General features: G+C 55.5%; 21 protein-coding genes. 9 read left to right on the forward strand and 12 right to left on the reverse strand.

Annotation, left to right across the window (positions count from 1 at the left end; translation table 11 throughout):
* The first annotated feature begins 254 nt into the window (after nt 1-254).
* Nucleotides 255-1,208: an aldo/keto reductase gene (locus ACUTSU_RS13340; protein WP_445651850.1), complete on the forward strand. Its 954-nt coding sequence runs from the start codon at nt 255-257 to the stop codon at nt 1,206-1,208.
* A 24-nt stretch (nt 1,209-1,232) separates the two neighbouring features.
* On the opposite strand, the gene ACUTSU_RS13345 is transcribed toward ACUTSU_RS13340, so the two are convergent.
* On the reverse strand, nt 1,233-1,799 hold the full coding sequence (locus ACUTSU_RS13345) for a GNAT family N-acetyltransferase (protein ID WP_445654279.1): 567 nt from the start codon (nt 1,797-1,799) through the stop codon (nt 1,233-1,235).
* A gap of 208 nt (nt 1,800-2,007) precedes the next feature.
* Complete coding sequence (yegD, locus tag ACUTSU_RS13350; RefSeq protein ID WP_445651848.1) at nt 2,008-3,360, reverse strand: molecular chaperone; 1,353 nt, start codon at nt 3,358-3,360, stop codon at nt 2,008-2,010.
* Nucleotides 3,361-3,651: 291 nt separating this feature from the next.
* Here yegD and alkA point away from each other — a divergent pair, with 291 nt between their 5' ends.
* Complete coding sequence (gene alkA / locus ACUTSU_RS13355; RefSeq protein WP_445651847.1) at nt 3,652-5,145, forward strand: DNA-3-methyladenine glycosylase 2; 1,494 nt, start codon at nt 3,652-3,654, stop codon at nt 5,143-5,145.
* Between the two features lie 5 nt (nt 5,146-5,150).
* Here alkA and ACUTSU_RS13360 read toward each other — a convergent pair whose 3' ends face one another.
* The 3 genes from ACUTSU_RS13360 to ACUTSU_RS13370 all read right to left on the reverse strand — a co-directional run bounded on the left by ACUTSU_RS13360 (nt 5,151) and on the right by ACUTSU_RS13370 (nt 7,556).
* Nucleotides 5,151-5,501: a DNA-binding protein gene (locus ACUTSU_RS13360; RefSeq protein WP_261108343.1), complete on the reverse strand. Its 351-nt coding sequence runs from the start codon at nt 5,499-5,501 to the stop codon at nt 5,151-5,153.
* 251 nt (nt 5,502-5,752) lie between these two features.
* Nucleotides 5,753-7,186, reverse strand: coding sequence for a magnesium transporter (mgtE, locus tag ACUTSU_RS13365; RefSeq protein WP_445651846.1), 1,434 nt, complete (start codon nt 7,184-7,186; stop codon nt 5,753-5,755).
* 190 nt (nt 7,187-7,376) lie between these two features.
* A complete protein-coding gene (locus ACUTSU_RS13370) occupies nt 7,377-7,556 on the reverse strand; it encodes a YfgG family protein (RefSeq protein ID WP_445651845.1) in 180 nt (59 codons plus the stop codon).
* A 397-nt stretch (nt 7,557-7,953) separates the two neighbouring features.
* Between ACUTSU_RS13370 and ACUTSU_RS13375 the strand changes: the two genes are divergently transcribed.
* Nucleotides 7,954-10,173, forward strand: coding sequence for an EAL domain-containing protein (locus tag ACUTSU_RS13375; RefSeq protein ID WP_445651844.1), 2,220 nt, complete (start codon nt 7,954-7,956; stop codon nt 10,171-10,173).
* A gap of 33 nt (nt 10,174-10,206) precedes the next feature.
* On the opposite strand, the gene ppx is transcribed toward ACUTSU_RS13375, so the two are convergent.
* Both ppx and ppk1 read right to left on the reverse strand, forming a co-directional pair.
* Complete coding sequence (gene ppx / locus ACUTSU_RS13380) at nt 10,207-11,757, reverse strand: exopolyphosphatase (RefSeq protein ID WP_153859435.1); 1,551 nt, start codon at nt 11,755-11,757, stop codon at nt 10,207-10,209.
* 10 nt (nt 11,758-11,767) lie between these two features.
* Nucleotides 11,768-13,831, reverse strand: coding sequence for a polyphosphate kinase 1 (ppk1, locus tag ACUTSU_RS13385; RefSeq protein WP_445651843.1), 2,064 nt, complete (start codon nt 13,829-13,831; stop codon nt 11,768-11,770).
* A gap of 394 nt (nt 13,832-14,225) precedes the next feature.
* Here ppk1 and ACUTSU_RS13390 point away from each other — a divergent pair, with 394 nt between their 5' ends.
* The 4 genes from ACUTSU_RS13390 to tnpA all read left to right on the forward strand — a co-directional run bounded on the left by ACUTSU_RS13390 (nt 14,226) and on the right by tnpA (nt 19,488).
* Complete coding sequence (locus ACUTSU_RS13390; RefSeq protein ID WP_445654280.1) at nt 14,226-16,400, forward strand: ABC transporter permease subunit; 2,175 nt, start codon at nt 14,226-14,228, stop codon at nt 16,398-16,400.
* Nucleotides 16,397-18,049, forward strand: a complete 1,653-nt coding sequence (gene pstA, locus ACUTSU_RS13395; protein WP_445651841.1) for a phosphate ABC transporter permease PstA — start codon at nt 16,397-16,399, stop codon at nt 18,047-18,049. The genes ACUTSU_RS13390 and pstA overlap by 4 nt, the downstream gene beginning before the upstream one ends.
* Nucleotides 18,050-18,077: 28 nt before the next feature.
* The gene (pstB, locus tag ACUTSU_RS13400) at nt 18,078-18,890 is read left to right on the forward strand and encodes a phosphate ABC transporter ATP-binding protein PstB (RefSeq protein WP_445651840.1); all 813 of its coding nucleotides are present in this window, start codon (nt 18,078-18,080) and stop codon (nt 18,888-18,890) included.
* A 160-nt stretch (nt 18,891-19,050) separates the two neighbouring features.
* Nucleotides 19,051-19,488: an IS200/IS605 family transposase gene (tnpA, locus tag ACUTSU_RS13405; protein ID WP_445651879.1), complete on the forward strand. Its 438-nt coding sequence runs from the start codon at nt 19,051-19,053 to the stop codon at nt 19,486-19,488.
* A 65-nt stretch (nt 19,489-19,553) separates the two neighbouring features.
* Here tnpA and speG read toward each other — a convergent pair whose 3' ends face one another.
* The 3 genes from speG to purM all read right to left on the reverse strand — a co-directional run bounded on the left by speG (nt 19,554) and on the right by purM (nt 21,899).
* The gene (gene speG, locus ACUTSU_RS13410; protein ID WP_445654281.1) at nt 19,554-20,108 is read right to left on the reverse strand and encodes a spermidine N1-acetyltransferase; all 555 of its coding nucleotides are present in this window, start codon (nt 20,106-20,108) and stop codon (nt 19,554-19,556) included.
* A 115-nt stretch (nt 20,109-20,223) separates the two neighbouring features.
* The gene (purN, locus tag ACUTSU_RS13415; protein WP_445654282.1) at nt 20,224-20,862 is read right to left on the reverse strand and encodes a phosphoribosylglycinamide formyltransferase; all 639 of its coding nucleotides are present in this window, start codon (nt 20,860-20,862) and stop codon (nt 20,224-20,226) included.
* Nucleotides 20,862-21,899 carry a phosphoribosylformylglycinamidine cyclo-ligase gene (gene purM, locus ACUTSU_RS13420; protein WP_445651878.1) on the reverse strand — a complete coding sequence of 346 codons (1,038 nt, stop codon included), beginning with the start codon at nt 21,897-21,899 and terminating at the stop codon, nt 20,862-20,864. The genes purN and purM overlap by 1 nt, the downstream gene beginning before the upstream one ends.
* Before the next feature lie 255 nt (nt 21,900-22,154).
* On the opposite strand from purM, the gene upp reads away from it, so the two are divergent.
* Together upp and uraA are read left to right on the forward strand one after the other, a co-directional pair.
* On the forward strand, nt 22,155-22,781 hold the full coding sequence (upp, locus tag ACUTSU_RS13425) for a uracil phosphoribosyltransferase (RefSeq protein WP_006316899.1): 627 nt from the start codon (nt 22,155-22,157) through the stop codon (nt 22,779-22,781).
* A 121-nt stretch (nt 22,782-22,902) separates the two neighbouring features.
* Entirely contained in the window at nt 22,903-24,192 is a 1,290-nt protein-coding gene (gene uraA, locus ACUTSU_RS13430) for a uracil permease (RefSeq protein WP_445651838.1), read from the forward strand.
* Between the two features lie 217 nt (nt 24,193-24,409).
* On the opposite strand, the gene ACUTSU_RS13435 is transcribed toward uraA, so the two are convergent.
* Nucleotides 24,410-24,658: a GlsB/YeaQ/YmgE family stress response membrane protein gene (locus tag ACUTSU_RS13435; protein WP_004951888.1), complete on the reverse strand. Its 249-nt coding sequence runs from the start codon at nt 24,656-24,658 to the stop codon at nt 24,410-24,412.
* 32 nt (nt 24,659-24,690) lie between these two features.
* Nucleotides 24,691-25,203 (reverse strand): E3 ubiquitin--protein ligase, encoded by a 513-nt coding sequence (locus tag ACUTSU_RS13440; RefSeq protein ID WP_445651837.1) that lies wholly within the window; start codon nt 25,201-25,203, stop codon nt 24,691-24,693.
* Nucleotides 25,204-25,244: the final 41 nt, after the last annotated feature.

Below are 25,244 nucleotides of genomic sequence, written 5' to 3' on the forward strand. Positions count from 1 at the left end.
TCCAAAAGGCAGGCGTGCGGGCACTCATTGCCAAAAAAGTTACACTCCTTACAGAATACTAGTTTAGCCAGTCAAGACGGCATAAAAATGAAGGAAATATGGAGTAACCGTCAGCATTGTCCTAATAAGTTGCAGATTTGTGCATACTCGCCTTATAAGAGGCTTAATCTGACTTATAGCCAATACGTTTTGGCGTATTTTCTGGGTTGGCGTTAATAATTACCCTGCGAATCATTAATTCCTTGGAGAATGCTATGAACAACAGAGAGCTGGGCCGTTCGGGCATAAAAGTACCGGTATTGACCTTCGGCGGTAATGTGTTTGGCTGGACTGCCGATCGCGAAACCTCATTCAGCCTGCTGGATGCGCTGGTGGAGCACCAGCTCAATTTCATCGATACCGCCGATGTGTACTCGAGTTGGGCACCGGGCAATCAGGGCGGAGAGTCGGAGACCACCATTGGACAATGGCTGAAAAAAACCGGCAAGCGCGATCGGGTTATCATTGCCACCAAGGTGGGCAAGCCGATGGGCGAAGGCAAACAAGGGCTGTCGCCGCGCTATATCCAGCAGGCGGTGGAGGATTCACTGCGCCGTTTGCAGACCGACTATATCGACCTTTATCAATCGCACGACGACGACCGGGATACGCCGCTGGTGGAAACCCTGGCGGCGTTTGATGCGCTGATCAAGGCCGGCAAGGTGCGGGCGATAGGCGCTTCCAACTATCAGGCCGACCGTCTGGAAGAGGCACTGAACGTCAGCGAACGAGAAGGGCTGGCGCGTTACGAAGCTCTGCAGCCGGAATATAACCTGTATGCGCGAGAAGGCTATGAGCAGGGGCTGGAAGCGGTGGCGCAGCGTCATGGACTGGGGGTAATTAACTTCTTCTCGCTGGCCAGCGGTTTCCTGACCGGCAAATATCGCAGTGAGCAAGATATCGGCAAGAGCCAGCGTGGCGACAGGGTGATCGGGCAGTATCTCAATCCGCGCGGTTTAAAAATTCTGACGGCGTTGGATAGCGTTGCAGCGAAGCACCAGACTTCCCCCGCGCAGGTTTCATTGGCCTGGCTGATAGCGCGGCCCAGCATCACTGCGCCAATCGTCAGCGCCACTTCACTAAAGCAGTTGGATGAGTTGGTTAGCGCCACCTGTCTGCGGTTGGATGCCGAGGATATCAGTACTCTGAACCAGGCCAGCGCCTGGTAATCTTACCCACAGCGGCTGGCGGGGTTAGCCGTGGAATTTATCCCGCCAGGTTTGTTGTGCCAGCCGATACAGGACATGTTTTTGCAGCGGATGGCCCAGCGGCAGCCGTGGATGTAGGAAATTTTCGTCACGGGACGTCATGCCAATACGTTCCATAACCCGGCGCGATGGCTGGTTGGTCTCGGCGGTAAAAGATACCACTTCAGCCAACTCCAACTGCTCGAAAGCGTGGCAGAGTGCGCTACGGGCGGCCTCAGTGGCGTAGCCTTTTCCCCAGTGCGCCGCCGCTAGCCGCCAGCCAATTTCCACGCAGGGGGAGCAGGGCAGATCTTCCGCCGGGATCGCCAGCCCAACGAAGCCGATAAAAGGCGCGCCGTCTTTTTCTTCCACCGCCCACAAACCCCAGCCGTTTTGCTGCATAAACTGACGAATTTTGTCAGCTTGCGCGTAGCTTTGTTCGGCTGTCAACGGAGCAGGGAAATAACGCATTACCTGGGGATCGGCATTGAGGGCGGCAAATGCCGGTAGATCTTCGTCACGCCAGGCGCGCAATAGCAACCGGTCGCTTTCAAGGGAAAATATGTCACACATCGACTGGCTCCAGTGAACTAAGGCGCGGCAAGCCGCGCCTCAGACTGATGACAAACCTCATCCCTACCCAGAGCGAGTAGAGGCCGATAAATAAAAATCAGGAAAATCAATTTATTGATTTTCGGCTGCTCATCACAAAGCAGGAAAAACCACGCTTTTTCCTGCTTTGTCAGCAACCTAAGGCGCGGCAAGCCGCGCCTTCTGAGCATTAACGGAACAGCGTTTGCGCCCAGCGTGCCAGCCCGGCGGTGACTGAGCCAAAGTCGTTGCCACCGACGATAGGAATACCCGGCAACTGCTGTTGCAGCGCGGCGCGCAGCAACGGTGAGCGCGCGCTGCCGCCGGTGAGATAAATCACCTGTGGCGCGGTCTGGCTGCTGGCCAGCGCGGCGCTGACCTGTTCCTGGATGCGCAGTAGCGGCTGCGAAATAGCTTCGGCAAGTTGATCCTGGCTGATGGTTTCCGCCAAATCAGTCTGGACGAAAGCCAGCGGGGCGCTGATGTTTTGCTGCGCGGACAGGGCGATTTTGCTCTCTTCCGCCGCACGCACCAAACGGTAGCTCAGACGTTGCTGGTGGACTTTTAGCAGGCGTTTGACCTTTTCCGGTTCGGCAGCATCGCGGATCAGATCGTGCAGCATGCGGCCGTTGGCGACGCTGTAAAAGTCGTTCTGCGCCGGCACGTCGTTGGTGGCAACTGCGTTCCAGTAAGGCAACGCAGGCAGGGCGATGCCCTTGCCGGTTTCGCCGCCCATGCCGAACAGCGGCATCAGCTGTTTGAATGCCAGCATGATATCCAGGTCGTTACCGCCCACGCGGCAACCGCTGTGTCCCAGCAGGCTTTGCTGGCGATCGGCGCGGTCACGCCATTGCGGCCCCATCAGCAGCACCGAGCAGTCGGTGGTACCGCCACCGATGTCTACCACCAGCACGGTTTTCTCTTCGGTCAGGGTGGCTTCGAAGTCCAGCCCTGCCGCGACCGGCTCGAACTGGAATTGAATGTCTTTGAACCCGGCACGTTCGGCAGCGCGTTGCAAAATGCCCTGCGCCTGCTGGTTGGCATCTTCACCGCCCATGCCCTGGAAGTTGATCGGGCGACCGATGACCGCTTGACTGATGCTGTCCTGCAGGACGTTTTCCGCCTGGCGCTTGATGTGGAACATCATGGCACACACCAGATCTTCAAACAGCGCGATCTGCTGTGGCTTCAGGCCGTTGGCACCGAGGAAAGATTTCGGTGAGCGAACAAAATACACTTCTTCCGGATCTTCAACGTAGTGTGCCAGCGCTTGCAGGCCGAACAGCACGCTGTTGCTGGCGACCGGGATATCTTCTTCACGGTTGTAGTTGATTGCCCGGCGCAGCAGTTGCTGGTTCTCTTCGCTGCCAGTGGGGACTTGCCAGTGACGGTGCAAACACTCGCTCACGGCTTCACGCGTCGGTGCGCACAGCATCGACGGCAGATAGGGTTCGTTGTTTTCCAACGTCAGCAGCTCGGGGCCGTTATCACGCATCACTGCAACGGAACAGTTGGCCGTTCCGTAATCGAATCCAATAAACATGTCTTTTCTCACTCCCCATGCCGATGAAGGGGGGCGACTTTACCCGAGACTTGCCCCTCGGGCAACGTGTGAGCGCCCAACTGACGAAAAATTTATGCCCTTCATACTTCAAGCTGCATCTTTGTTGGCTTCCTGCGCTTACCCGGTCACGTACTCTTTGTACGCTCCCGGGGATGCGCTCAGTTGCCGCCGCGATGCAACTCGAATTATTTTGGGTATAGCGGCGAACGAGAGTGCATGCTTAACTTAATGTCCGAATCCCGCACGTCAGCGCACCAGCCGAGTCGCATAATGAACAAAAAACTGACCCCGAGCCTAGCCATGAAAAACCAGCAACAGGCGCTGTATCAGGCACTGAGTGCGCGCGATCGCAAATTCGACGGCCGCTTCTTTGTCGGTGTTTCTTCAACCGGGATTTATTGCCGCCCGGTGTGCAGTGCCCGCACGCCAAAAATAGAGAACTGCACCTTTTACCCGAGCGCTGCGGCGGCGGAGCTGGCAGGGTTTCGCCCCTGTCTTAAGTGTCGGCCGGAGTTGGCGCCGGGGCTGGCGTTGATTGATCTGGGCAACCGCTATGCCCAAGTGGCGGTGCAATTGATTGAACAGGGTTATCTGTCGGAGCACAGCTGCGAGCAACTGGCCGCACGCTTGGGCATTTCCGACCGCCATCTGCGGCGTATCTTTGCCGATCAGTTTGGTGCGTCGCCGATTGATTACGCCCAGTCGCACCGGCTGTTACAGGCCAAGCGGCTGCTGGCGGATACCGATATGCCGCTGAGCGAGGTAGCGTTTGCCGCCGGTTTCGGCAGCCTGCGACGCTTTAACGAGTTGTTCAAGGCACGCTACCGGCTGATCCCCTCGGCGCTGCGCAGCAGCGGCCGCAATGAACGCACCGTTGCCAGCGGGTTGGTGTTTCATCTGGGTTACCGGCCGCCCTATGACTGGCCGCGAATGTTGAGCTTTTTACAAACTCGTGCGGTAAGCGGGGTAGAAAAGGTGGAAGGGCAACAGTATCTGCGGGCGATCGCCATCACCCAGGGCGGTATTGATTATCACGGCTGGGTCAGCGTGCAGCCGGAGGAGAGCCATAATCGGGTTCGGGTGGAGATTGCCCCGGCCCTCAGCCGGGTGACCACGGAAGTGCTGCGTCGCATCCGCCAACTGTTTGATCTCGACGCGGCACCGGATCTGATCATTCTGGCCCTGGGGCGACTTGCCGCCGATGCGCCGGGCTTGCGCTTGCCCGGCTGCGTCAACAGCTTTGAACAGGCGACCCGGGCGGTGCTTGGGCAGTTGGTCAGCGTCAAGATGGCGGCGACCTTTGCCGGTCGCATGGCTGAACGCTGGGGAACGCCGCTGGAACAGCCTTACGCCGGTATAACTCATATGTTTCCCAATGCCGAGCAAATCGCACAACTGCAACCCGAAGAGTTACGCCCACTGGGAGTGCAACTGAAGCGGGCAGCGGCGATTATCACCATCGCACGGGCGGTCACCGAAGGGCGGCTACAGTTGGAAAACGTGCTGGATATTGAGCAAGGGATCAAGGCTCTCACCGCGTTGCCGGGGATTGGCAGTTGGACCGCCAGTTATATCGCGATGCGGGCCTGGTCATGGCCGGACGTGTTTCTGACAGGGGATTATCTGATCAAACAGCGCTTTCCTGGGATGACGCCACGCCAGATTGAAAACTATGCCGAACGCTGGCGGCCCTGGCGCTCCTACGCCACGCTGCATCTGTGGCATAACCAGGATTGGGCACCGTCAACGGACATCGACGGGTAGCCGCGTTATTCTTCGGTGGCAATAAGCGCCAGCAGGCTGTCGATCCCTTCGCGCATCAGGAAGGTGAGTACTTTCTCACGTTCGCTTTCGCTCAGGTGATAATAATACTCCACCCAAACCGCCAGCGGATCCTGGCGTTCAACCTGATATTCAGCGGGAGCCTCTTGCAGTACCAACAGGCTGCGCGCGCCGATCGGCAGGCTGTTGATGTGGTATTCCACCGCTTTTCCCTGCACGCCTTTTCGACGGCGACTGATCCAGCCTTCACGGCGGGCCATCAAATTGATTCCCTGTGGCGAGGAGGGCAGTCCTGCAATGCCGGTAAGCTCTCTGGCGGCAAACCACTCGTTTTTCATAGCCATTATCCCTGAGCAATCACGTTTAAAGATGGTGGTGGAAATTAACGCGCGTGCTGATTTCCGTATCGAGGTATTGTTCAAACGATTAACTTTGACCTGTTAGTTATACCACTAACCTCAGACAGGATAAGCAAAAAAAACGTGATCGGGAGCATGTGGCCAATGATGCCACGGCCCGAAAGGCAGGAGAGTTATGCGGGATGAAGGGAATTGGCGAATAAGCCGACGTAACCGCCGGCCATCGGAGGTTAGAGCAGGAAGAGGGTGGCCAGACCGAGGAAGATAAAGAAGCCGCCGGTGTCGGTCAGCGCGGTAATCAGGACGCTGGAACCGACCGCCGGATCTCGTCCCATTTTTAGCATGGCCATCGGGATCACCACCCCCATCAGTGCGGCAACCAGCAGGTTGAGGATCATCGCCAGCGTCATTACTCCGCCCATCGCCCAGTCGCCATACAACAACCAGGTGACTATGCCCATGATACCGCCCCAGACCACGCCGTTGATGATGGCGACCCCCAGCTCCCTGAACATCAGGCGGGAGATATTGCCGACTTCGATTTGATGCAGTGCCAACGCGCGGACGATCATGGTGATGGTCTGGTTACCGGTGTTGCCGCCGATACCGGCGACGATCGGCATCAATGCCGCCAGCGCCACCAGTTGCGAAATAGTGTGTTCAAACAGGCCGATTACGCGTGAAGCGATAAATGCGGTACACAGGTTGATAGCCAGCCAGGCCCAGCGGGTTTTCACCGCTTTGCTGACCGGGGCAAACACGTCTTCTTCCGGGCTTAAGCCCCCCATGCGGCGCAGGTTGCTGTCACTTTCCTCGTTGACCACGTCGACGATTTCTTCAATGGTTAAACGCCCCATCAGCTTGCCTTTGGCATCGACCACCGGGGCGCTGATCAGGTCATAACGTTCGAACGCACTGGCCGCAGCCTCGGCTTTCTCTTCCGGCAGAAAACGGGTGGGATCGCTGTCCATCACCGCCTGTACCAGAGTTTCCGGGTCATTGAGCAGCACCGCAGTGAGCGGCAACTCACCGAGCAGGGTATTTTTACGATCGGTGACAAAGAGTTTATCGGTGGCCGCCGGTATGGTTTTGCGCAGGCGCAGGAAGCGATGCACCGCACCGAGGGTGACGTCCGGGCGCACCGTGACCAGTTCAAAATCCATCATCCAGCCGACGGTGTCTTTGCCGTAGTGGATCATCTCGCGTACCTGAGCGCGCTGCTCCGGCTCCATCGAGGTCAGCAGGCGGCCCATCAGGTTACGCGGCAGGTATTGCGCCAGATAGGCCTGTTCATCAACGTCCAGCGTTTTGATCGCTTTGAGCAGGTCTTTATCGCTCATTTCTTCGATCAGGCTGTCCCACACCGGTTCGGCGACTTCTACCAGTGCCTGGCCGCGCTTGGCGTTACCCACCAGCCGCCACAACGCCAGACGTTCGTCCTGCGGCAGCGCTTCGAGCAAGTCAGCCAAATCGGCGGCATGCATATCGTCCAACAGACCGGTAATTTCGGCGGTCTGGTTGAGCAGTTCGCTTTTGCTAAGGGCGTTTTCGTCCCCCGGTCGGCCGAGAATGCCGTCGACCAGATCTTTGTTATTTAACAGCAGAGAAAGAATGCGCTGGCGGTGCTCAGCGACTTTTTTAACATTATGCGTTGCGGCTGACATGATATTCCTTACTGGCACTCAGGGGTCCTTGCAGACAAGCTCTGAACAACAGAGAGCTTAGTGAATGCAGACGTCATTTTTATGAAATGGCAGCAGAAGCTGAGGAATAAGTAAGGGGCCTGACATGCCAAAACATCGGCAGGCTGCTTAACTATTCGCAAGCTCTGCAGAGCAGCTTGGGTCTTTGAAGTCAGGGAGAAGTGCCCTGGTTTTCGCCGCCTGTTTCGGTGGTCGTTTGATAAGGGGCTAGCTTTTTTTCCTGATGATGGGGCACTGCGACCACCGCTGCATACAGCAGACGGCCAACCAAAATGATAAAGCTGACAAACAGCACTATTTTTGTCATCTGTCCGGTGGTTTTTTTACGCATATCTCACCCGGCATGCCGGTTTCCTGTATCATTCAACGGCGGTGAAAGCCGATAAATTGTAAACGGAATTTTAGCTATCGATGACAAATATTGTCCATTTATTTCCAGTTGGTACCGTCGATATTTCACTTATGTTTAGTAAGAGTTTTAGTTTATTTGTTAGATCATAGACTTAAGATAATACCAAAAATAGGCTTACACATTTTTACCTAACTTTTCCTTCTTGATTGATCGCAGTCAAACCCTTGCTGGCCCTGGCGTATAAAATCCCACCCCATTCTACTGTCGCATATGTTACTTTCACTTTGCCTCATGAATGGATAGAGGTACGTAAAGGAACCTACCTTATTACCTGAACGCGCGAATGGAATTGCGCTCTGATGGACTCGTTATTTTTATGGTTAAGCCAATATTCTGGAAGCATTTACGCGAGCGCTGGTGGGGTTATCCCCTCATCTGGAGCTTGTTGTTGATTCCGTTCGCCGGTTGGTTGTCACCGCGCATTATGCTGCCCGAGGCTAAAGTCTACCTGCTTTATCTGCCACTGGCCGCCTGCATTGCGTTGTTGATGGTTTACGACTGGCGGGCACTGCCGGGCATTACCCTGGCCATCATGTTTCGATACGCGAGCCGACTGGGGCTGGAGATCGGCATATTGGTCACCTTGCTGTACCTGTTTTGCCTGATCCTGTGCTGGTTGGGGTATCGCAACCAGACTCAGCGTCGTTGGTGTGCGGCTCCCGGCGTACCGACCTTGGTCAAAGCGAGGTTGATCTGGTTGGTGGTACTGCCGGCGTTGCTGTTTGTTTTAGGTCTGAAACTGATGGTCGGTCTGGCACAAGTGCCTGACGAACTGGGGATGATGCCTGGCGATAGTGACTATTTGTTGGCTTTGGTCAATTTTCAGGCGTTGCTGCTGGGCTGCCTGTCCGCTATGCCGCTGTTCTACTTTATGTTGCGTCTGTTGAACAAGCCCAGGTTCGCACTGACGCTGTGGCGACGTTTTGGCCGTGAAATGGCACCCACTGCCGATAAAAAAGAGTTGTCTCTGTGGTTGCTGGTGCTGATCAGCATGGTGGCCTTGCTGTCCTACTACGCTAAATACGCCAATCCCCTGTTGCTGGGGGGCTATGGCCTGATCTTATTGCTGCCGGTGATGCTGTATGGTGCGATGCGCTTTGGCTATCAATTTAACTGTATTATCTGGTCTTCTACGCTGCTGGTGCTGTTTTTCCATTATCCCGGTTATGCGCAACGCGACAATTTATTGCATAACCTGGCGGTCATCTCTTCGATGATGGTAGTGTTTACCCTGTGCATCTACTTGATGTCGGCGCTCAATACCCGCCAGCGATTAAGTCATGCCAGAGCGCAAAGCGCTGCGCTGCAGGATCCGGTGATTGGCTTGGCTAACCTGCGGGCCCTCAAGCGCGATCTGACTCAGTCATTACCTTCAACGCTGTGTTTCCTGCGCGTTAGCGAGCTGGATTTGCTGAGCCGCAACTACGGTATGCAATTGCGTATCCGTTTCAAACAGCAATTGGCGGCACTGCTGCATCAGGTACTGGCACCCGGCGAGGGCGTTTATCATCTGCCGGGTTATGATCTGTTGCTGCGGGTGGATGGCGAAGACAGTGAAGAAAAGGTTTTGCAGATTTACCGCGTGCTGGAGAAATTCCGTCTTGTATGGAATGGCTTGCCACTCCATCCCCCGTTGGGATTAGGCTACTGCAGCGTGGATGCCGATTTCGAACATCTCTACGTTTTGCTGGGGGAACTTAGCTCGTTGGCTGAAGTATCATTGACCAGCGGCAAACCGGAGAGTGTGCAAAACGGTGGCCAAGGGGTGCAGGAGGAGATCAAGCGCAAGGTTGCGCTACTTCATGGCGTACAGCATTCGCTGGATAACGATGGGTTCATTCTAATGGCGCAGCCGATCGTGGGCCTGCGTGGTGACCGATATCATGAAATTCTGCTGCGCATGCGCGACGCGTGCGGAGAGATCATATCGCCTAATGATTTCCTGCCGGTGGCACATGAATTCGGCCTGGCCTATCGGCTGGATCTGTGGGTATTGCGCAATACGCTGAAATTTATGGATCAGCACCGCGTCGAACTGCCCAGCGCGCGCTTTGCGGTTAATCTGTCACCTTCTTCGCTGTGTCGGCCGATGTTACGCCACGATGTTAACAGCCTGCTGGAGCAGTACCAGATAGAGCCATACCAACTAACGCTGGAAGTTACTGAATCGCACCTGTTGCAGGATACGGCCTACGCCGGGACCAACTTGAAGGCACTGCGTGAGATGGGGTGTCGTATTGCGCTGGATGATTTCGGGACCGGCTATGCCAGCTATGACCGGCTGAAGATGTTGCCGGTCGACATGTTGAAAATCGACGGCAGTTTCGTGCGTGACATGCTGACCAATCCGGTGGATTTCCAGGTGATTACGTCTATCTGCAAGGTTGCGCGCATGAAGCGGCTGACGATAGTGGCGGAATATGTGGAAAGCATGGAGCAGTTGGTCGCGCTGAAAGGGGTTGGCGTGGACTATATGCAGGGCTACTTCATCGGCAAGCCACAGCCTTTGCTGACGCTGTTACCGACACCGCGTTGAGTGTTGCCCCCCGATAGGCAGGGGGCGACAGACTCAGGCAGAGCGTTGCTCGTTTTGGGTATCTTCTTCTTCGCAAATCAGCTTCCAGCCGACGACGTCATTCCAGTAGGCCTGTTCACGTTCGAGATCCAGTTGCACCAGGTTGTTTAACGCCAGATAACCGGCCGGGAAACGCAGCGTCCAGTGATTATCGTCGGTACTCAGGCGCAGCGTCTCGGGGGTGGTGGTCGACTGACGCTGGTTGTTGAGCAGGGTGCTCAAACGCAGCAGTTGGATCAGCGGCAGGTAATGCTTTTTCTTGAACAGGTTCAGCCGCGGCAGTTCTTCCAGCTTGATCCCCTTGCGGTGGAAACGTACCAGCGCTGCCAGCAGCAACTGCTGCTCCTGATTAAAGCCAGGCAGGTTGGTGTTTTGCAGAATATAGGCCGAATGGCGATGCATGCCGCTGTGATTGATGCTCAAGCCCACCTCATGCAGCATGGCGGCCCATTTCAACAGCGCTTCCAACTGCGGATTTGCCAGCTTGGTGTTTTGCGCCATCCACTGGGCGTACAGCAGTTCGGTGGTTTCCAGCACCCGCTTGGCCTGCTCACGATCGATATTGTAGTGATCGGCCAGACTTTTGGCGGTACGGCTGCGGATATCCTGATGGCGGAAACGGCCCTCCATCTCGTACAGCACGCCTTCGCGTAGTGCACCGTCGGAAAGGCGCAGATCGCGGATTGCCAGTGCGTCGAACACGCCGCACAAGATGGCCAGACCCGGTACAAACACCGACTGACGGTCTTCCGACAGCCCCGGCAGGCTGAGCGAACTGAAGCTTTTAAACTGCAATACCTGTTCTGCCAGCATTTCCAGGCGTTCCAGGGTGATCAGGCCATCTTTTTCGCCCATCTCCACCAGCACTTCGTGCGCGGCCTTGATGGTGCCGGAGGCACCCAATGCGTATTGCCAGCCCTGAATACGATACTGCCAGGCCAGGGTTTCCAGCTTCTGTGCCGCTGCCAGGCGCGCACGTTTGAAATTGTTTTTGCTGATTTCACCGCCTGGGAAAAACTGCTGAGCAAAGCTGACGCAGCCCATGCGGCGGCTTTCCGCCAGCAGCGGCTCAAAGTCTTCACCGATCACCAGCTCAGTGGAACCTCCACCGATATCGATCACCAGCTTACGGCCTTTTTCCGGCTGGGTGTGTTCCACGCCCATGAAGATCAGACGCGCTTCTTCCTGCCCGGCGATGATTTCAATCGGGTAGGGGATCACTTTGGCTGCACGTTTGAGAAACACTTCCGCGTTAACGGCCTGACGCAGGGTGTGAGTACCGACGATGGTGACGTTATCCGCCGGGAAGCCCTGCAGCCGTTCGGCAAACAGCGCCAGGCAGGCCAGTCCACGTTCTATTGCCTCTTCACTGAGCACATTGTTGCTGTCCAATCCATCGGCGAGGTGGACCCGTTGTTTTAAACGGCCCAATACCTGTAAAGCGCCGTTAACGACGCGGGCAATCACCATATGGAAGCTGTTCGACCCGAGGTCGATGGCAGCAATTTCCTGCGGTTTGTTTGTTGCAGTGCTTTTTAGCGGCATAGTTGCTGGCCTACTGTCCTGGTTGTTCCAGAGCTTTTAAATACTCGTAAATGGCAACCTGAGAACGGACTTTACGGCGGTTGCCGCGCGGTACGTACTGGTTACTCAGTTCTTTATCGAGGTAACGTGCCTTGACCGTGTCGCTGAACAGGATTTCCAGAATATCCAGAACCCGTTGTTTCAGCGTTGGATCAAGCAGCGAGACCGCGACTTCGATGCGGTAATCTATGTTACGGGTCATCCAGTCGGCAGAGGACAGATAAACCAGTTTGTCACCTTTGTTTTCGAAAACGTAAACCCGGTCGTGTTCCAGATAGCGGTCGACGATGCTGATTACTTGAATATTGTCACTGATCCCCGGCAGGTTGGGAATCAAAGAACACATCCCTCGCACCAACAGGCGGATTTTTACACCGGCGCCGGATGCGGTATATAACCTATCTACCAGCCCTTTATCCACCAGATTGTTGATTTTCAGCATAATGCCGGCGGGAAGCCCGGCCTCGGCATTGGCAATTTCCCGGTCGATCAATTCATACAGCTTCAGACGCGAGTTCTGCGGCGACACCATCAGATTGTCGAAGGTAACCGGCCGGTACGGGTTTTCGATAAAGTTAAACACCCGACGCACTTCGTTGGTGATGCGTGAGTCGGCGGTTAGCAATGAATAGTCGGTATAAATACGCGCGGTTTTCTCGTTAAAGTTGCCGGTACCGATATGAGCATAGCGCACAATCTCGCCGCCTTCACGGCGTGAGATCAGGAACAGTTTGGCGTGGATTTTCAGGCCCGGAGCAGAGAAGATTACGTGCACGCCGGCTTCTGTCAGGCGCTTGGCCCAGTGGATGTTGGCCTCTTCATCAAAACGTGCCTGCAGCTCTACCACTACCGTGACTTTCTTGCCGTTGTGGGCGGCGTGGATCATCGATTCGATAATGCGCGAGTCTTTCGCCACGCGGTAAATATTGATTTTTATCGCCAGCACGCTGGGGTCAAACGACGCCTGACGCACCAGTTCCAGCACGTGTTCAAAGGTGTGGTACGGGTAGTAAAGCAGCACGTCCTGTTCGCGGATGGCGTCAAAACCGTTGCGGAACTTTTCGAACCAGGTATGGCGCAGGCGCGGCAGCGGCTTGTTGACCAGATTGGCCTTGCCGACGTTCGGGAAGCTGATAAAGTCTTTAAAGTTATGATAGCGGCCACCGGCGATCACCGAGTCGTAGTTGGAGATACCCAGCTTACCGCGCAGCAATTCCACCATTTCATTCGGCATGTCACGCTGATAAACAAAACGCACCGGTTCGGCGGTCAAGCGCTGCTTCAGGCTGGAGGACATCAGTTCCAGCAGGCTCGATTCCATCTCGGTGACCAGATCGTATTCCGCGTCGCGAGTCATTTTCATCGAATAGGCATTGAGCGCGTCGTAGTCGAAGAAGCCCTTGAAAATATCGTCCAGGCAGTAGCGCAGAATGTTGTCCAGCAGGATCATTGGTTTGCGACGGCGCGGGGCTTCCGGCGGCAGGTTGACGAAGCGCGGTACCTTATCGGACGGGATCTCCAGCAGCGCGTACTCGATATGAACTCCACGGATAATCTCCACCGCCAGATAGGTGTAATCGTCCTTCAGGAACTGCACCAGGTTGGTTTCGTGATTGATCAGGATGGGCGTGATGTGCTGGCGCAGATGCTGCTTGAAGTATTGTCGCAGCCAGATTTGCTGGTTCTCCGACACCTGACGTTCGTTGATCAGGAAGATCTGATTACGCGCCATTTCCAGCAGCAAATCGTTATACAGGCTGTCGAATTCTTGATCGGTTTTTAATACCTTGGCCTGGATCTTTTTCAGCAGATGGCGTGATGCGCCGCCAGAGCCTTGTTCTTCGCTGATCAGAATGCGTCGTTTGAGATCGGCAAAGCGGACCTTATAGAACTCGTCAAGGTTATTGGAGTAAATGCCCAGAAAACGCATGCGCTCAATCAGGGGATTGCTCTTATCTGCGGCTTCCTGCAATACGCGTTCATTAAAGGATAACCAGCTTAGTTCTTTTTCGATGTAGAGCTTTTCCTGACCCATTGCCACTCCAGTTCAATTTTAGAAAAGGATCCGGGACGCAGCCCGGATGCCGCTTCAGTGTCCTTCATCATTATTGCGAGAGATTGACAGGAAAGTCCAACATATCCATTACCCTGGCTCGAGGCATTTTAAGGCGTAAAAATATTTTCTGCGGCGTTGGCATCCTGTGCCATTACCAACTGGCATAAAATGGCGAATTTCATGCTTTATTTTTATAGATGTGAAAGGGTTTATCATCATTTTTCAGCAATATATGTGATTAATAATGCTTATTTGTAGCCGAAAGTTCGCCGCACTCGGCGGGCAACTTTGTCATGCAAACGTCATAAAACTGACATAAGATGCCCGGTTATTCTATGGCGCAAGCCTGCTTACATCAGCGACAGCGAGAGACATGGCACAGACTACGGTAAACCAACATCCCCGGGATCGGCTGCGTGCACGCATCGACCGTAGCGTGCAGGCGGCCGTGACCGTTAGCGGGCTGCTGGTGCTGATGACGTTAATGCTGATCTTCGTTTACCTGCTGTTTGCGGTGCTGCCGCTGTTTAAACCGGCGGCGATGGGGCAGGCAAAGCCGTTACCGATTAGCGCCACCGCGCCTGCGCTGGCACTGGGCATGGATGTGCAGCAACGGATCGGCTATCGCATTGATACGCAGGGTATAGGGCAGTTTTACTCCCTGACGCAGCAGGGCTCCGCCGGGGCCGGCTCACCGCTGACGCAGCAGCCATTGCTGACCAATCCGACGTTACTGACCCAGGCGGCTGGGGAACGTGACCTGTTTGCCTTGGCGCAGGCCGATGGTCGCTTTATCGTTGCCAGTGTGGATTTTGCCGCCGCGAGCGCCTCTGCACCCCGGTGGCTGTTCCCACTGGGGCAACGACCATTGGCGCTGGATAAACAGGGGCGCTCCCTGACGTTGTTGGCACTGTCTGAAGCGCGGCACGGTCAGTATTTGCTGGCCGGGGTTACCGAAGACCGGCGTTTGGTGTTTGGCCGTTTTGGCGGCAACCAGGCGCCGCAACTGAGTGAAAGCTCGCTGGAGAGCGCGGTGCAGCAGTTGGTGCTGACGCCGGACGGCCGTCAGTTGTATCTGCTGTCGGGTAACCGACTGGCGCGCTATCAAATTAACGACACCCAGTTACAGCTTAAAGAAACGCGTATCCTTGGCGATCGCACTCCCTATCAACTGACGGCCTTGCCCGGCGGCAGCGCGTTATTGATCGAAGCGGCTGACGGTAGCCTGCGTGAGTGGTTTGATGTTAAAAAAGATCGGCGCTGGCAACTGACGCCGGTGCAGCATTTCGACCATCAGTCCGAACCACGGGATTTGCTGGTGGCCGAACCTTATCGTCGGGTGTTCGCTACCCTGAGACCCGACGGTGGCTTCTCGCTGTTTTCCAGCATTCAGCCGCAGCCATTGTTGAATGGCAGGTTGAGCACTGGCGTACAACAAATGGCGTTTGCTCCGCGTGGTGACGGCCTGTTGCTGGAAACGGCGCAGGGCTGGCAGCATTATCCAATCGATAACCCTTATCCCGACGTCACCTGGCGCTCACTGTGGCACAAGGTGTGGTATGAGAATTACCCCGAACCCGCCTATGTTTGGCAATCCACTTCTGGTGAGGACAGCTATCAGGCCAAGTTCAGCCTGATGCCGGTCATTTTTGGCACCTTTAAGGCGGCAGCCTATGCCATGCTGTTTGCCATTCCTTTGGCGTTGGCCGGGGCTATTTATACCGCCTATTTCATGTCGGCCGGACTGCGGCGGGTGATCAAGCCGGCTATTGAGGTAATGGGCGCGCTGCCAACTGTGGTGATTGGGCTGGTGGCCGGTATCTGGCTGGCGCCGGTGATTGAACATTATCTTTTGGCGGTGTTATCGCTGCCGCTGTTGTTGGCGGCGGTGGTGCTGGCCTGCGGCGCTCTGGTGAACAAGCTGGCCCCGCGCCACTTGCCGCCGGGCATGGATCTGCTGATCCTGCTGCCGCTGATAATACTGACCGTCTGGCTGGCGTTCAACGTGGGGCCGTGGCTGGAGGTAAAACTGTTTGGTGAGCCGCTGCATTTCTGGCTGGGCGATGATTACGACCAGCGCAATGCACTGGTGGTGGGTGTGGCAATGGGCTTTGCACTGGTGCCGATCATCTTCTCACTGGCGGAAGACGCCTTGTTCAGCGTACCGGCTACTCTGAGCCAGGGATCGCTGGCGTTGGGTGCGACCCAGTGGCAAACCGTGATGCGGGTGGTGTTGCCTTCGGCCAGCGCCGGTATTTTTTCGGCGCTGATGATCGGCTTTGGCCGTGCTGTAGGTGAAACCATGATTGTACTGATGGCGACCGGCAACACGCCGGTGATTGACGGTAGCCTGTTCCAGGGCTTGCGCGCCCTGGCGGCCAATATCGCCATCGAAATGCCGGAGGGGGTGGCCGACAGCAGCCATTACCGGGTGCTGTTCCTGACCGCACTGGTGCTGTTTATTTTCACTTTTGTCTTCAACACGCTGGCGGAGGCTGTCCGTCTGCGTCTGCGTAAACGCTATACCCTGAATCAGGAGGCGCCATGAGGCTTTGGGCCAAGAGCGGTTCGCCGTGGATCTGGCTGACCGCCGGATCGGTGGCCGTTAGCCTGCTGGCGTTGATCGGCATTATGCTGTTGCTGGCCGGGCAGGGGATGCGCTATTTCTGGCCTAGCCCGGTTTACCTGTTTGAACTCAATCAGAGCGCAGCAGGACCGGTGACCATGATTGGCGAACTGTACCAACGGCAGAGCATTCCGCGCCGTCAATTGCAGGAGTCCGGCGTGGCCTTGCCGCCAGGAGATGCGCAGAGTTTTGAGCGCTATCTGATCAAAGTGGGCAATCGTGACAGTGAAGGGCAGGACTTCCGCACGCTGCTGGCCAGCGATATTCTGCGGCAGAGCACGCCGCGCGATCTGCTGGTGCTGGAGCGCAACAGCAACGGCACCGCTTATGGCTATTTGGCGGGGATGCTGGAAGACGGCCAGCCTTTGACCGGGCGCAATATCAACCAGGCACTGCAGCAGCGTTTGCCGCAGATTGCCGCGCTTTCGCGGCAGGCGCACGACATTCAATTTCGCGATATGGCGCGTATCAACCAACAGTTTGACGCGTTGCGGCTGCGGGAGAAAAGCCTGCTACATGGCGACAAGCTCGACGCCCGTGCTCAGGCCTCCATCAACGCTGAGAGGCTGGAGCTGCAACGTCAGTATCGGTTGCTGTCGGATCGACTGGAAGGTTTGAACCGCGATCGTCACCGTGATGCGCTGTTGCTGCGAGACATGCACGGGCAGGTTCATACCATTGCGCTCAGCCAGGTGCGTGATGCCTGGTATCCCAATGCAATGAACACCACCCAGAAGCTGGTGCACTGGGCCGAGCAGGTGAAGAAATTCCTCAGCGACAGCCCGCGTGAGGCCAATACCGAAGGCGGCGTGTTCCCGGCGATTTTCGGCACCGTGCTGATGGTGATCCTGATGTCGATGGTGGTGATGCCGTTTGGCGTAATCGCTGCCGTTTACTTGCACGAGTACGCCGGCAATAATCTGCTGACACGGCTGATCCGTATTGCGGTGGTGAATCTGGCTGGCGTACCGTCGATTGTCTACGGAGTGTTTGGTCTGGGCTTCTTTGTTTATATGATTGGCGGCACGCTCGATCAACTGTTCTTCCCTGAATCGTTGCCTAACCCGACTTTTGGCACGCCGGGCGTGTTGTGGGCGGCATTGACGCTGGCGCTGCTGACGCTGCCGGTAGTGATTGTCGCCACCGAAGAGGGGCTGTCGCGTATTCCTGCCTCTCTGCGTCAGGGGTCGTTGGCCTTGGGGGCCAGCCGGGCGGAAACGCTGTGGCGCATTGTGTTACCCATGGCAGCACCCGCGATGATGACTGGCTTGATCCTGGCGGTAGCGCGCGCCGCTGGAGAGACCGCGCCGCTGATGCTGGTGGGCGTGGTGAAATCCGTGCCGGTGCTGCCGGTAGATGATATTTTCCCGTATCTGCATCTGGAGCGGAAGTTTATGCACCTGAGCTTCCAGATTTACGATATGGCCTTCCAGAGCCCGAGCGTAGAAGCCGCCCGGCCACTGGTGTTTGCCACCGCCTTCCTGTTGGTGGCGATTGTGGTGGGATTGAATCTGGCGGCGATGGGGATCCGCCATTCGCTAAGGGAGCGGTACAAAGCATGGTCGCAGTAACAATAAAGCTCTTGCTGGAGAGTGCCCAATGGGTTTGATGACGCCAGGCAGTTTGCCCCGGCTGGATGTCCAGCATCTTGGTGATGAAGATACCGCGTTGGCGGTAAAGGATCTCAAGTTGTTTTATGGTGAGAAGCAGGTACTGCACGATATTTCACTGCGTATCCCGAAACACAGGGTGACGGCGCTGATCGGCCCCTCCGGCTGCGGTAAATCGACGCTGCTGCGCTGTTTCAACCGCATGAATGATTTGGTGGACAACTGCCGGATCGAAGGCGATTTGCAACTGAACGGTCAAAGCATTGGTGGCGCGCAAATCGACGTTGCGGCGTTAAGACGGCGGGTCGGCATGGTGTTCCAGCGTCCGAATCCCTTCCCGAAGTCAATCTATGAAAACGTGGTTTATGGCCTGCGGCTACAGGGCGTGCGCGATCGACGCATCCTTGATGAAGCGGTGGAGCGTTCGCTGCGTGCTGCGGCGTTGTGGCACGAGGTAAAAGACCGGCTGCGCGAGAACGCGTTTCGCCTTTCCAGCGGCCAGCAACAGAGATTGGTGATTGCGCGGGCGATCGCCATTGAACCGGAAGTGCTGCTGCTCGATGAACCGACCTCGGCACTGGATCCGATCTCCACGCTAACCATTGAAGAGCTGATTTCCGCGCTGAAGCAGCATTACAGCGTGGTGTTGGTGACGCACAACATGCAGCAGGCGGCACGCGTCTCGGATTACACGGCGTTTATTCACCAGGGCCGATTGGTGGAATACAACGACACCGACGACATCTTTACTTCACCGCGCCAGCGCCGCACCGAGGATTATATTACCGGGCGTTACGGTTGAACTATCCTGCGCAAATGAATAAGGGGCGTATTCCTTTTATTGTCAGCCCTAAACCACCTCCTGGGGAGGTGGTGATTGTCCCTGTGAGGCTCTAGCCTGAAGGAAGCCCATGCCAGAAAATTCCAGCTTACTCACCACAAGTAAGAAGGAAATCACTGACATGAACAGTTATAGAAGTTCAGCACATGTGTTCTGGCGTTGCAAATATCACTTGGTTTGGACGCCAAAGCATCGTTATAAAATCTTAACAGGGGCAGTAGGGAAAGAGCTTTACCGTTCAATTTACATACCGTGCAATATGAAAGATTGCGAGATATTGGAATTGAATGTGCAGTCAGATCACGTCCATCTGGTTGTGATGATGCCACCTAAACTCTCGCTCTCCACGTTAATGGGCGTCCTGAAAGGACGCAGCGCTATCCGTCTTTACAATAAATTCCCGCATATACGAAAGAAGCTGTGGGGGAATCACTTTTGGGCAAGGGGTTACTTTGCAGATACTGTTGGAGTGAACGAAGAAATTATCAGGCGTTATGTGAGGTATCAGGATAAGAAGGACCAAGAATACGAACAGCAAATGGAGTTGTTACAGGATTAAAACGGACAATGCTCCCTTCTAGGGAGCCCCATTTAAAGCCACCTCTTCAAGAGGTGGATTTTTGCTCACTTAACCAAAGGTTTATCGCTGGCCGGGGTTTTAAACTTCGCCAGATACTGCGGCTGGAAGATGCACATGCGCAGCACGGTGCGGTATTCGCCGTTGACGAAGAATTCGTCAATCAGTTCGCCTTCGACTTCGAAGCCCAGCTTGCTGTAGATGTGGATCGCCTTCGGGTTATCTTTGTCGACGATCAGATACAGCTTGTACAGGTTCAGCACCGAGAAGCCGTAATCCATCGCCAGCTTGGCGGCGGTGCTGGCGTAGCCTTTGCCCTGATGGGCCGGATCGATGATGATCTGGAATTCTGCGCGGCGGTGGATGTGGTCGATCTCCACCAGTTCCACCAGCCCGACCTTGGCACCTTCGTGGGCGATGATAAAACGCCGTTCGCTCTGATCGTGAATGTGTTTGTCGTAGAGATCGGAAAGCTCGACAAAGGCTTCGTAAGGTTCTTCAAACCAATAGCGCATCACGCTGGCGTTGTTGTCCATCTGGTGGACGAACGCCAGATCATCCCGTTCCAATGGACGTAGCCTGACGCTGGTAGTGCTGGACATGTTTATTCCTCTATGTCGTGAAATTGCGCAAAGTATAACTTCAGGGCCGGCATTGCGGCGAAAAAAAACGGCGCCGTGAGAGGCGCCGTTTAGCGGGGGGGTTCAGGTTGCGCCATCAGTCGGCGGCGTGCCCCTGTTCGGGCAGGCGCTTGCCATCGAGCCAGGCCCCGTCATCACGCATCGCCAGCCGACCTTCGACGAACCAGTTCACCACCAGCGGGTAAATCAGGTGTTCCTGTGTTTGCACTCGCTCAACCACCTCGCCTTCCTCGTCGCCGGGGAAGATCGGTACCTTGGCTTGCAAAATCACCGGGCCGCCGTCGAGCTGTTCGGTCACGAAGTGCACCGAGGTGCCGTGTTCGCTGTCACCGTTGTCGATGGCTTGCCGGTGGGTGTGCAACCCAGGGTATTTCGGCAGTAGGGAAGGGTGGATGTTCAGCATACGTCCGGCAAAGTGTTGCACGAATTGCGGGCTGAGAATGCGCATATAGCCGGCCAGCACCACCAAATCCGGTTGATACTGGTCAATGGCTTCTGCCAGTGCGACGTCAAACGCCGCGCGGTCGGCAAAGGCCTTGGCATCCAGCGCATGGGCGGCAATGCCTGCCGCTTCTGCGCGTTGCAGGCCGTAAGCCTGAGCCTTGTTGCTGAACACCGCCACAATCTCGGCGGCAATCCGGCCCTGCTGGCAGGCGTCAATCAGTGCCTGGAGATTGCTCCCCTGGCCGGAGACCAACACCACGATCTTTTTCATCAGTTGATGACCACTTGTTGTTCGTCGGAAGAAGCGGTCAGTTTACCGATTTTCCACGCTTTTTCACCGGCTGCGGTCAACAATGCGATGGCTTGCTCAACGGATTCTTCCGGCAGTGCGATCACCATGCCCACACCACAGTTAAAGGTGCGGTACATTTCGTGGCGGCTGACGTTACCGGCCTGCTGCAGCCAGTTGAAGACGGCCGGCCACTGCCAGCTGGATTCGTCGATCACCGCCTGCATGCCTTCCGGCAGTACGCGTGGGATGTTTTCCCAGAAGCCGCCGCCGGTCAGGTGAGCGATAGCGTGCACGTCGATTTTCTCGATCAGTTCCAGTATCGATTTCACGTAAATCTTGGTCGGCTCCAGCAGGTGGTCAGCCAGCGGTTTGCCTGAAAGTAAGGTGGTGGTTGGATCGGTGTTGCTGACTTCCAGGATTTTGCGCACCAGCGAGTAGCCGTTGGAGTGCGGGCCGGAAGCGCCCAGCGCGATCAATGCGTCACCGGACTGCACCTTGCTGCCGTCGATGATTTCGGATTTCTCGACCACGCCGACGCAAAAGCCGGCCACATCGTAATCTTCGCCGTGGTACATACCCGGCATTTCGGCGGTTTCACCACCCACCAACGCACAACCGGACTGCTTGCAGCCTTCGGCGATGCCGGTGATGACGCTGGCCGCAGTGTCCACGTCCAGTTTGCCGGTGGCAAAGTAATCCAGGAAGAACAGCGGCTCAGCGCCCTGTACCACCAGGTCGTTCACACACATTGCAACCAGATCGATGCCGATGGTGTCGTGGCGTTTCAGGTCCATCGCCAGACGCAGCTTGGTGCCTACGCCGTCGGTACCGGAAACCAGGATCGGCTCGCGGTATTTCTGCGGCAACGCACACAGGGCGCCAAAACCGCCCAGACCACCCATCACTTCCGGGCGGCGGGTCTGTTTAACTACACCTTTGATGCGGTCTACCAATGCATTGCCAGCATCGATATCGACACCTGCGTCTTTATAGCTGAGAGAGGTTTTGTCGGTCACTGCGCGATCCCCACGACGGTTTGCGGTTTGAAAACTGTGCATCCGGCATTGATTCCGGACTAAGGCGCGGCAATTCTAACAGCGCAGGCAAACGTTTGCGAGTGGCTTGTGAACCAGCTCCGCTTTTTCGTCATCTATACTGTTATTCAATCTTTTGTTGATCCCGATAGGGCTATTGTGGGTGGCGCAGTCGGCAAAAGGAGGTATAATCCGGCGATTTTTTTGGCCGTTAACCACCTTAATAGGAGAAAAATGATGAAGATCGTTGAGGTGAAACACCCGCTGGTGAAACACAAGCTTGGCCTGATGCGTGAAAATGACATCAGCACCAAACGCTTCCGTGAGCTGGCCTCTGAAGTGGGTAGTTTGCTGACCTATGAAGCGACCGCCGATCTGGAGACGGAAAAAGTCACCATCGAAGGTTGGTGTGGGCCGGTTGAAATAGACCAGATTAAAGGGAAAAAAATTACCGTTGTGCCGATCCTGCGTGCAGGTCTGGGCATGATGGAAGGGGTGCTGGAGCACGTCCCGAGCGCGCGTATCAGCGTGGTTGGCGTTTACCGTGACGAAGAAACCCTGGAGCCGGTGCCGTATTTCCAAAAGCTGGTTTCCAACATCGAAGAGCGTTTGGCGCTGGTGGTTGACCCGATGCTGGCGACCGGTGGCTCGATGATCGCCACTATCGATCTGCTGAAGAAAGCCGGCTGCAACAGCATCAAGGTGCTGGTACTGGTCGCAGCACCGGAAGGTATCGCTGCGCTGGAGAAAGCGCATCCGGACGTCGAACTGTACACCGCCTCCATCGACCAATGTCTGAACGAGAAAGGGTACATCGTGCCAGGCTTGGGTGATGCCGGCGACAAGATATTTGGTACCAAGTAAGAAATTTAGCCGACTTATGAGTCGGCTTTTTTATGCTCTTTGTCTTCCAGGATACGGCGTTGTTAGTTTGCCGCCTGGCTGCAATTTGAAATCCATCGGGTAAAAATTAGAGGATAATCCCATGACACGTCGCGTCATCGGCGTCAGTGAACGCCCGCCGCTACTGCAGACCATTCCGCTCAGCTTCCAGCATCTGTTCGCCATGTTTGGCGCTACCGTGCTGGTGCCAATCCTGTTCAAGATCAATCCGGCGACGGTGTTGCTGTTTAACGGCATCGGCACGCTGCTGTATTTGTTTATCTGCAAGGGCAAGATACCGGCCTATCTCGGTTCCAGCTTTGCCTTTATCTCCCCGGTATTGTTGTTGCTGCCATTGGGTTATGAAGTGGCGTTGGGTGGTTTCATCATGTGCGGGGTGCTGTTCTGCCTGGTGGGGCTGCTGGTCAAAAAAGCCGGTACCGGCTGGCTGGACGTGATATTCCCACCGGCGGCGATGGGGGCGATTGTCGCGGTGATAGGTCTGGAACTGGCGGGTGTGGCGGCCAATATGGCGGGCCTGCTGCCAGCCGACGGCGTTAGCGCGGATACCACGACCATAACCATTTCGCTGGTGACGCTGGGCGTGACCATCCTGGGCTCCGTGCTGTTCCGCGGTTTTCTGGCGATTATCCCGATCCTGATTGGCGTGCTGGTGGGCTATGCGCTGTCGTTCTTTATGGGCGTGGTGGATTTAACTCCGATCCGTGAAGCGCACTGGTTTGCTCTGCCGACTTTCTACACGCCACGTTTTGAATGGTTTGCCATCTTTACCATCCTGCCCGCGGCGCTGGTAGTGATCGCCGAGCATGTCGGTCATCTGGTGGTGACGGCCAATATCGTGAAAAAAGACCTGCTGCGTGACCCTGGTTTGCACCGTTCCATGTTTGCCAACGGCATCTCGACGGTGATCTCCGGCTTCTTCGGATCAACGCCCAACACCACCTACGGTGAGAATATCGGCGTGATGGCCATCACCAAGGTTTACAGCACCTGGGTGATCGGTGGTGCGGCGGTTCTGGCGATCCTGCTTTCCTGCGTTGGCAAGTTGGCGGCGGCCATTCAGGCGGTGCCGGTGCCGGTTATGGGCGGTGTATCCCTGCTGTTGTACGGGGTGATTGGTGCGTCCGGTATTCGCGTGTTGATTGAATCCAAGGTGGATTACAACAAGGCACAGAACCTGATCCTGACTTCGGTGATCCTGATTATCGGTGTCAGCGGGGCCAAAGTTCATATCGGGGCCGCCGAGCTGAAAGGCATGGCGCTGGCGACCATTGTTGGTATCGGTCTTAGCCTGCTGTTTAAGGTGATCGGCCTGTACCGCAAGGAAGAGGTCGTGATAGAAGAGCCGGATGAACCCGCCGAACAGAAATAATGAATGAAAAACGGGCAGTCCATGGACTGCCCGTTAGGTTACTGACAAAGCAGGAAAAAGCGTGGTTTTTCCTGCTTTGTGGTGATCAGCCGAAAATCAATAAATTGATTTTCCTGATTTTTATTTATCGGCCTCTACTCGCTCTGGGCAGGAATGCGGTTTGTCATCAGTCTGACGGGCAGTCCATGGACTGCCCGTTTTGTTAATACGCAAGAAATTAGCTGCGGATTTTGCGGTAAACAAACAGCACCACGATGGCGCCAATTACGGCGACCACGAAGCTACCGAAGTTGAAACCGTCAACCTTGCCGTAGCCGAAGAAGGTGCTGATATAGCCCCCCACCACAGCGCCGACGATCCCTAATACGATGGTCAGAATAAAACCACCGCCGTCTTTGCCCGGCATAATCCACTTGGCTAAAATGCCGGCGATCAGGCCGAAGATAATCCAGGAAATAATCCCCATTTACCGCTCCTTTGTTGGCTATTTACTGATTACTATTGCTTTGCCGGCGGGGTATTGTTGGTCCCTGCTGCATCGACATCACTTTTTAATTCTTCCGCTTTATTCTCTGCGCTGTTTTTAATCGCTTCGGTTTTCGCTTGGGCTTGTTCTGTCAGGTCGTTGGCACCATTAATGGCGTCGTTCTTAATGGTTTTAGCCTGATCGACCAACTGCTGGCTTTGTTTGCTGGCATCTTCTTTGATGGCATCGGCCTTGGCTTTGGCATCATTGGTGATAGCATCGGCCTGCTTGCTGGCATCGTCTTTAATCGCCGAGGCCTTGTCTTTAAGCTGGTCCGCCTGAGTGGTAGCCTCTTTCTTGATGTCCTTGGCCACGGCTGCGGCTTTATCGGTCAGATCGTCCGCTTTTTTCTGGGCGGCGTCTTTCATTTGCTCTGCACTGTCTTTGGCTTTTTCAAGATTGGCGTCGACTTTGGATGAGTCATCACAACCGGCAAGCACTAGCCCAATGAGTGAGGCCAAAAGCACTTTATTCCGTACTTTCATCGTCAATATCCTTGTAGAAACCTTGTTTATGGTAACTGCAT

Source organism: Serratia sp. NA_13 (assembly GCF_052691735.1).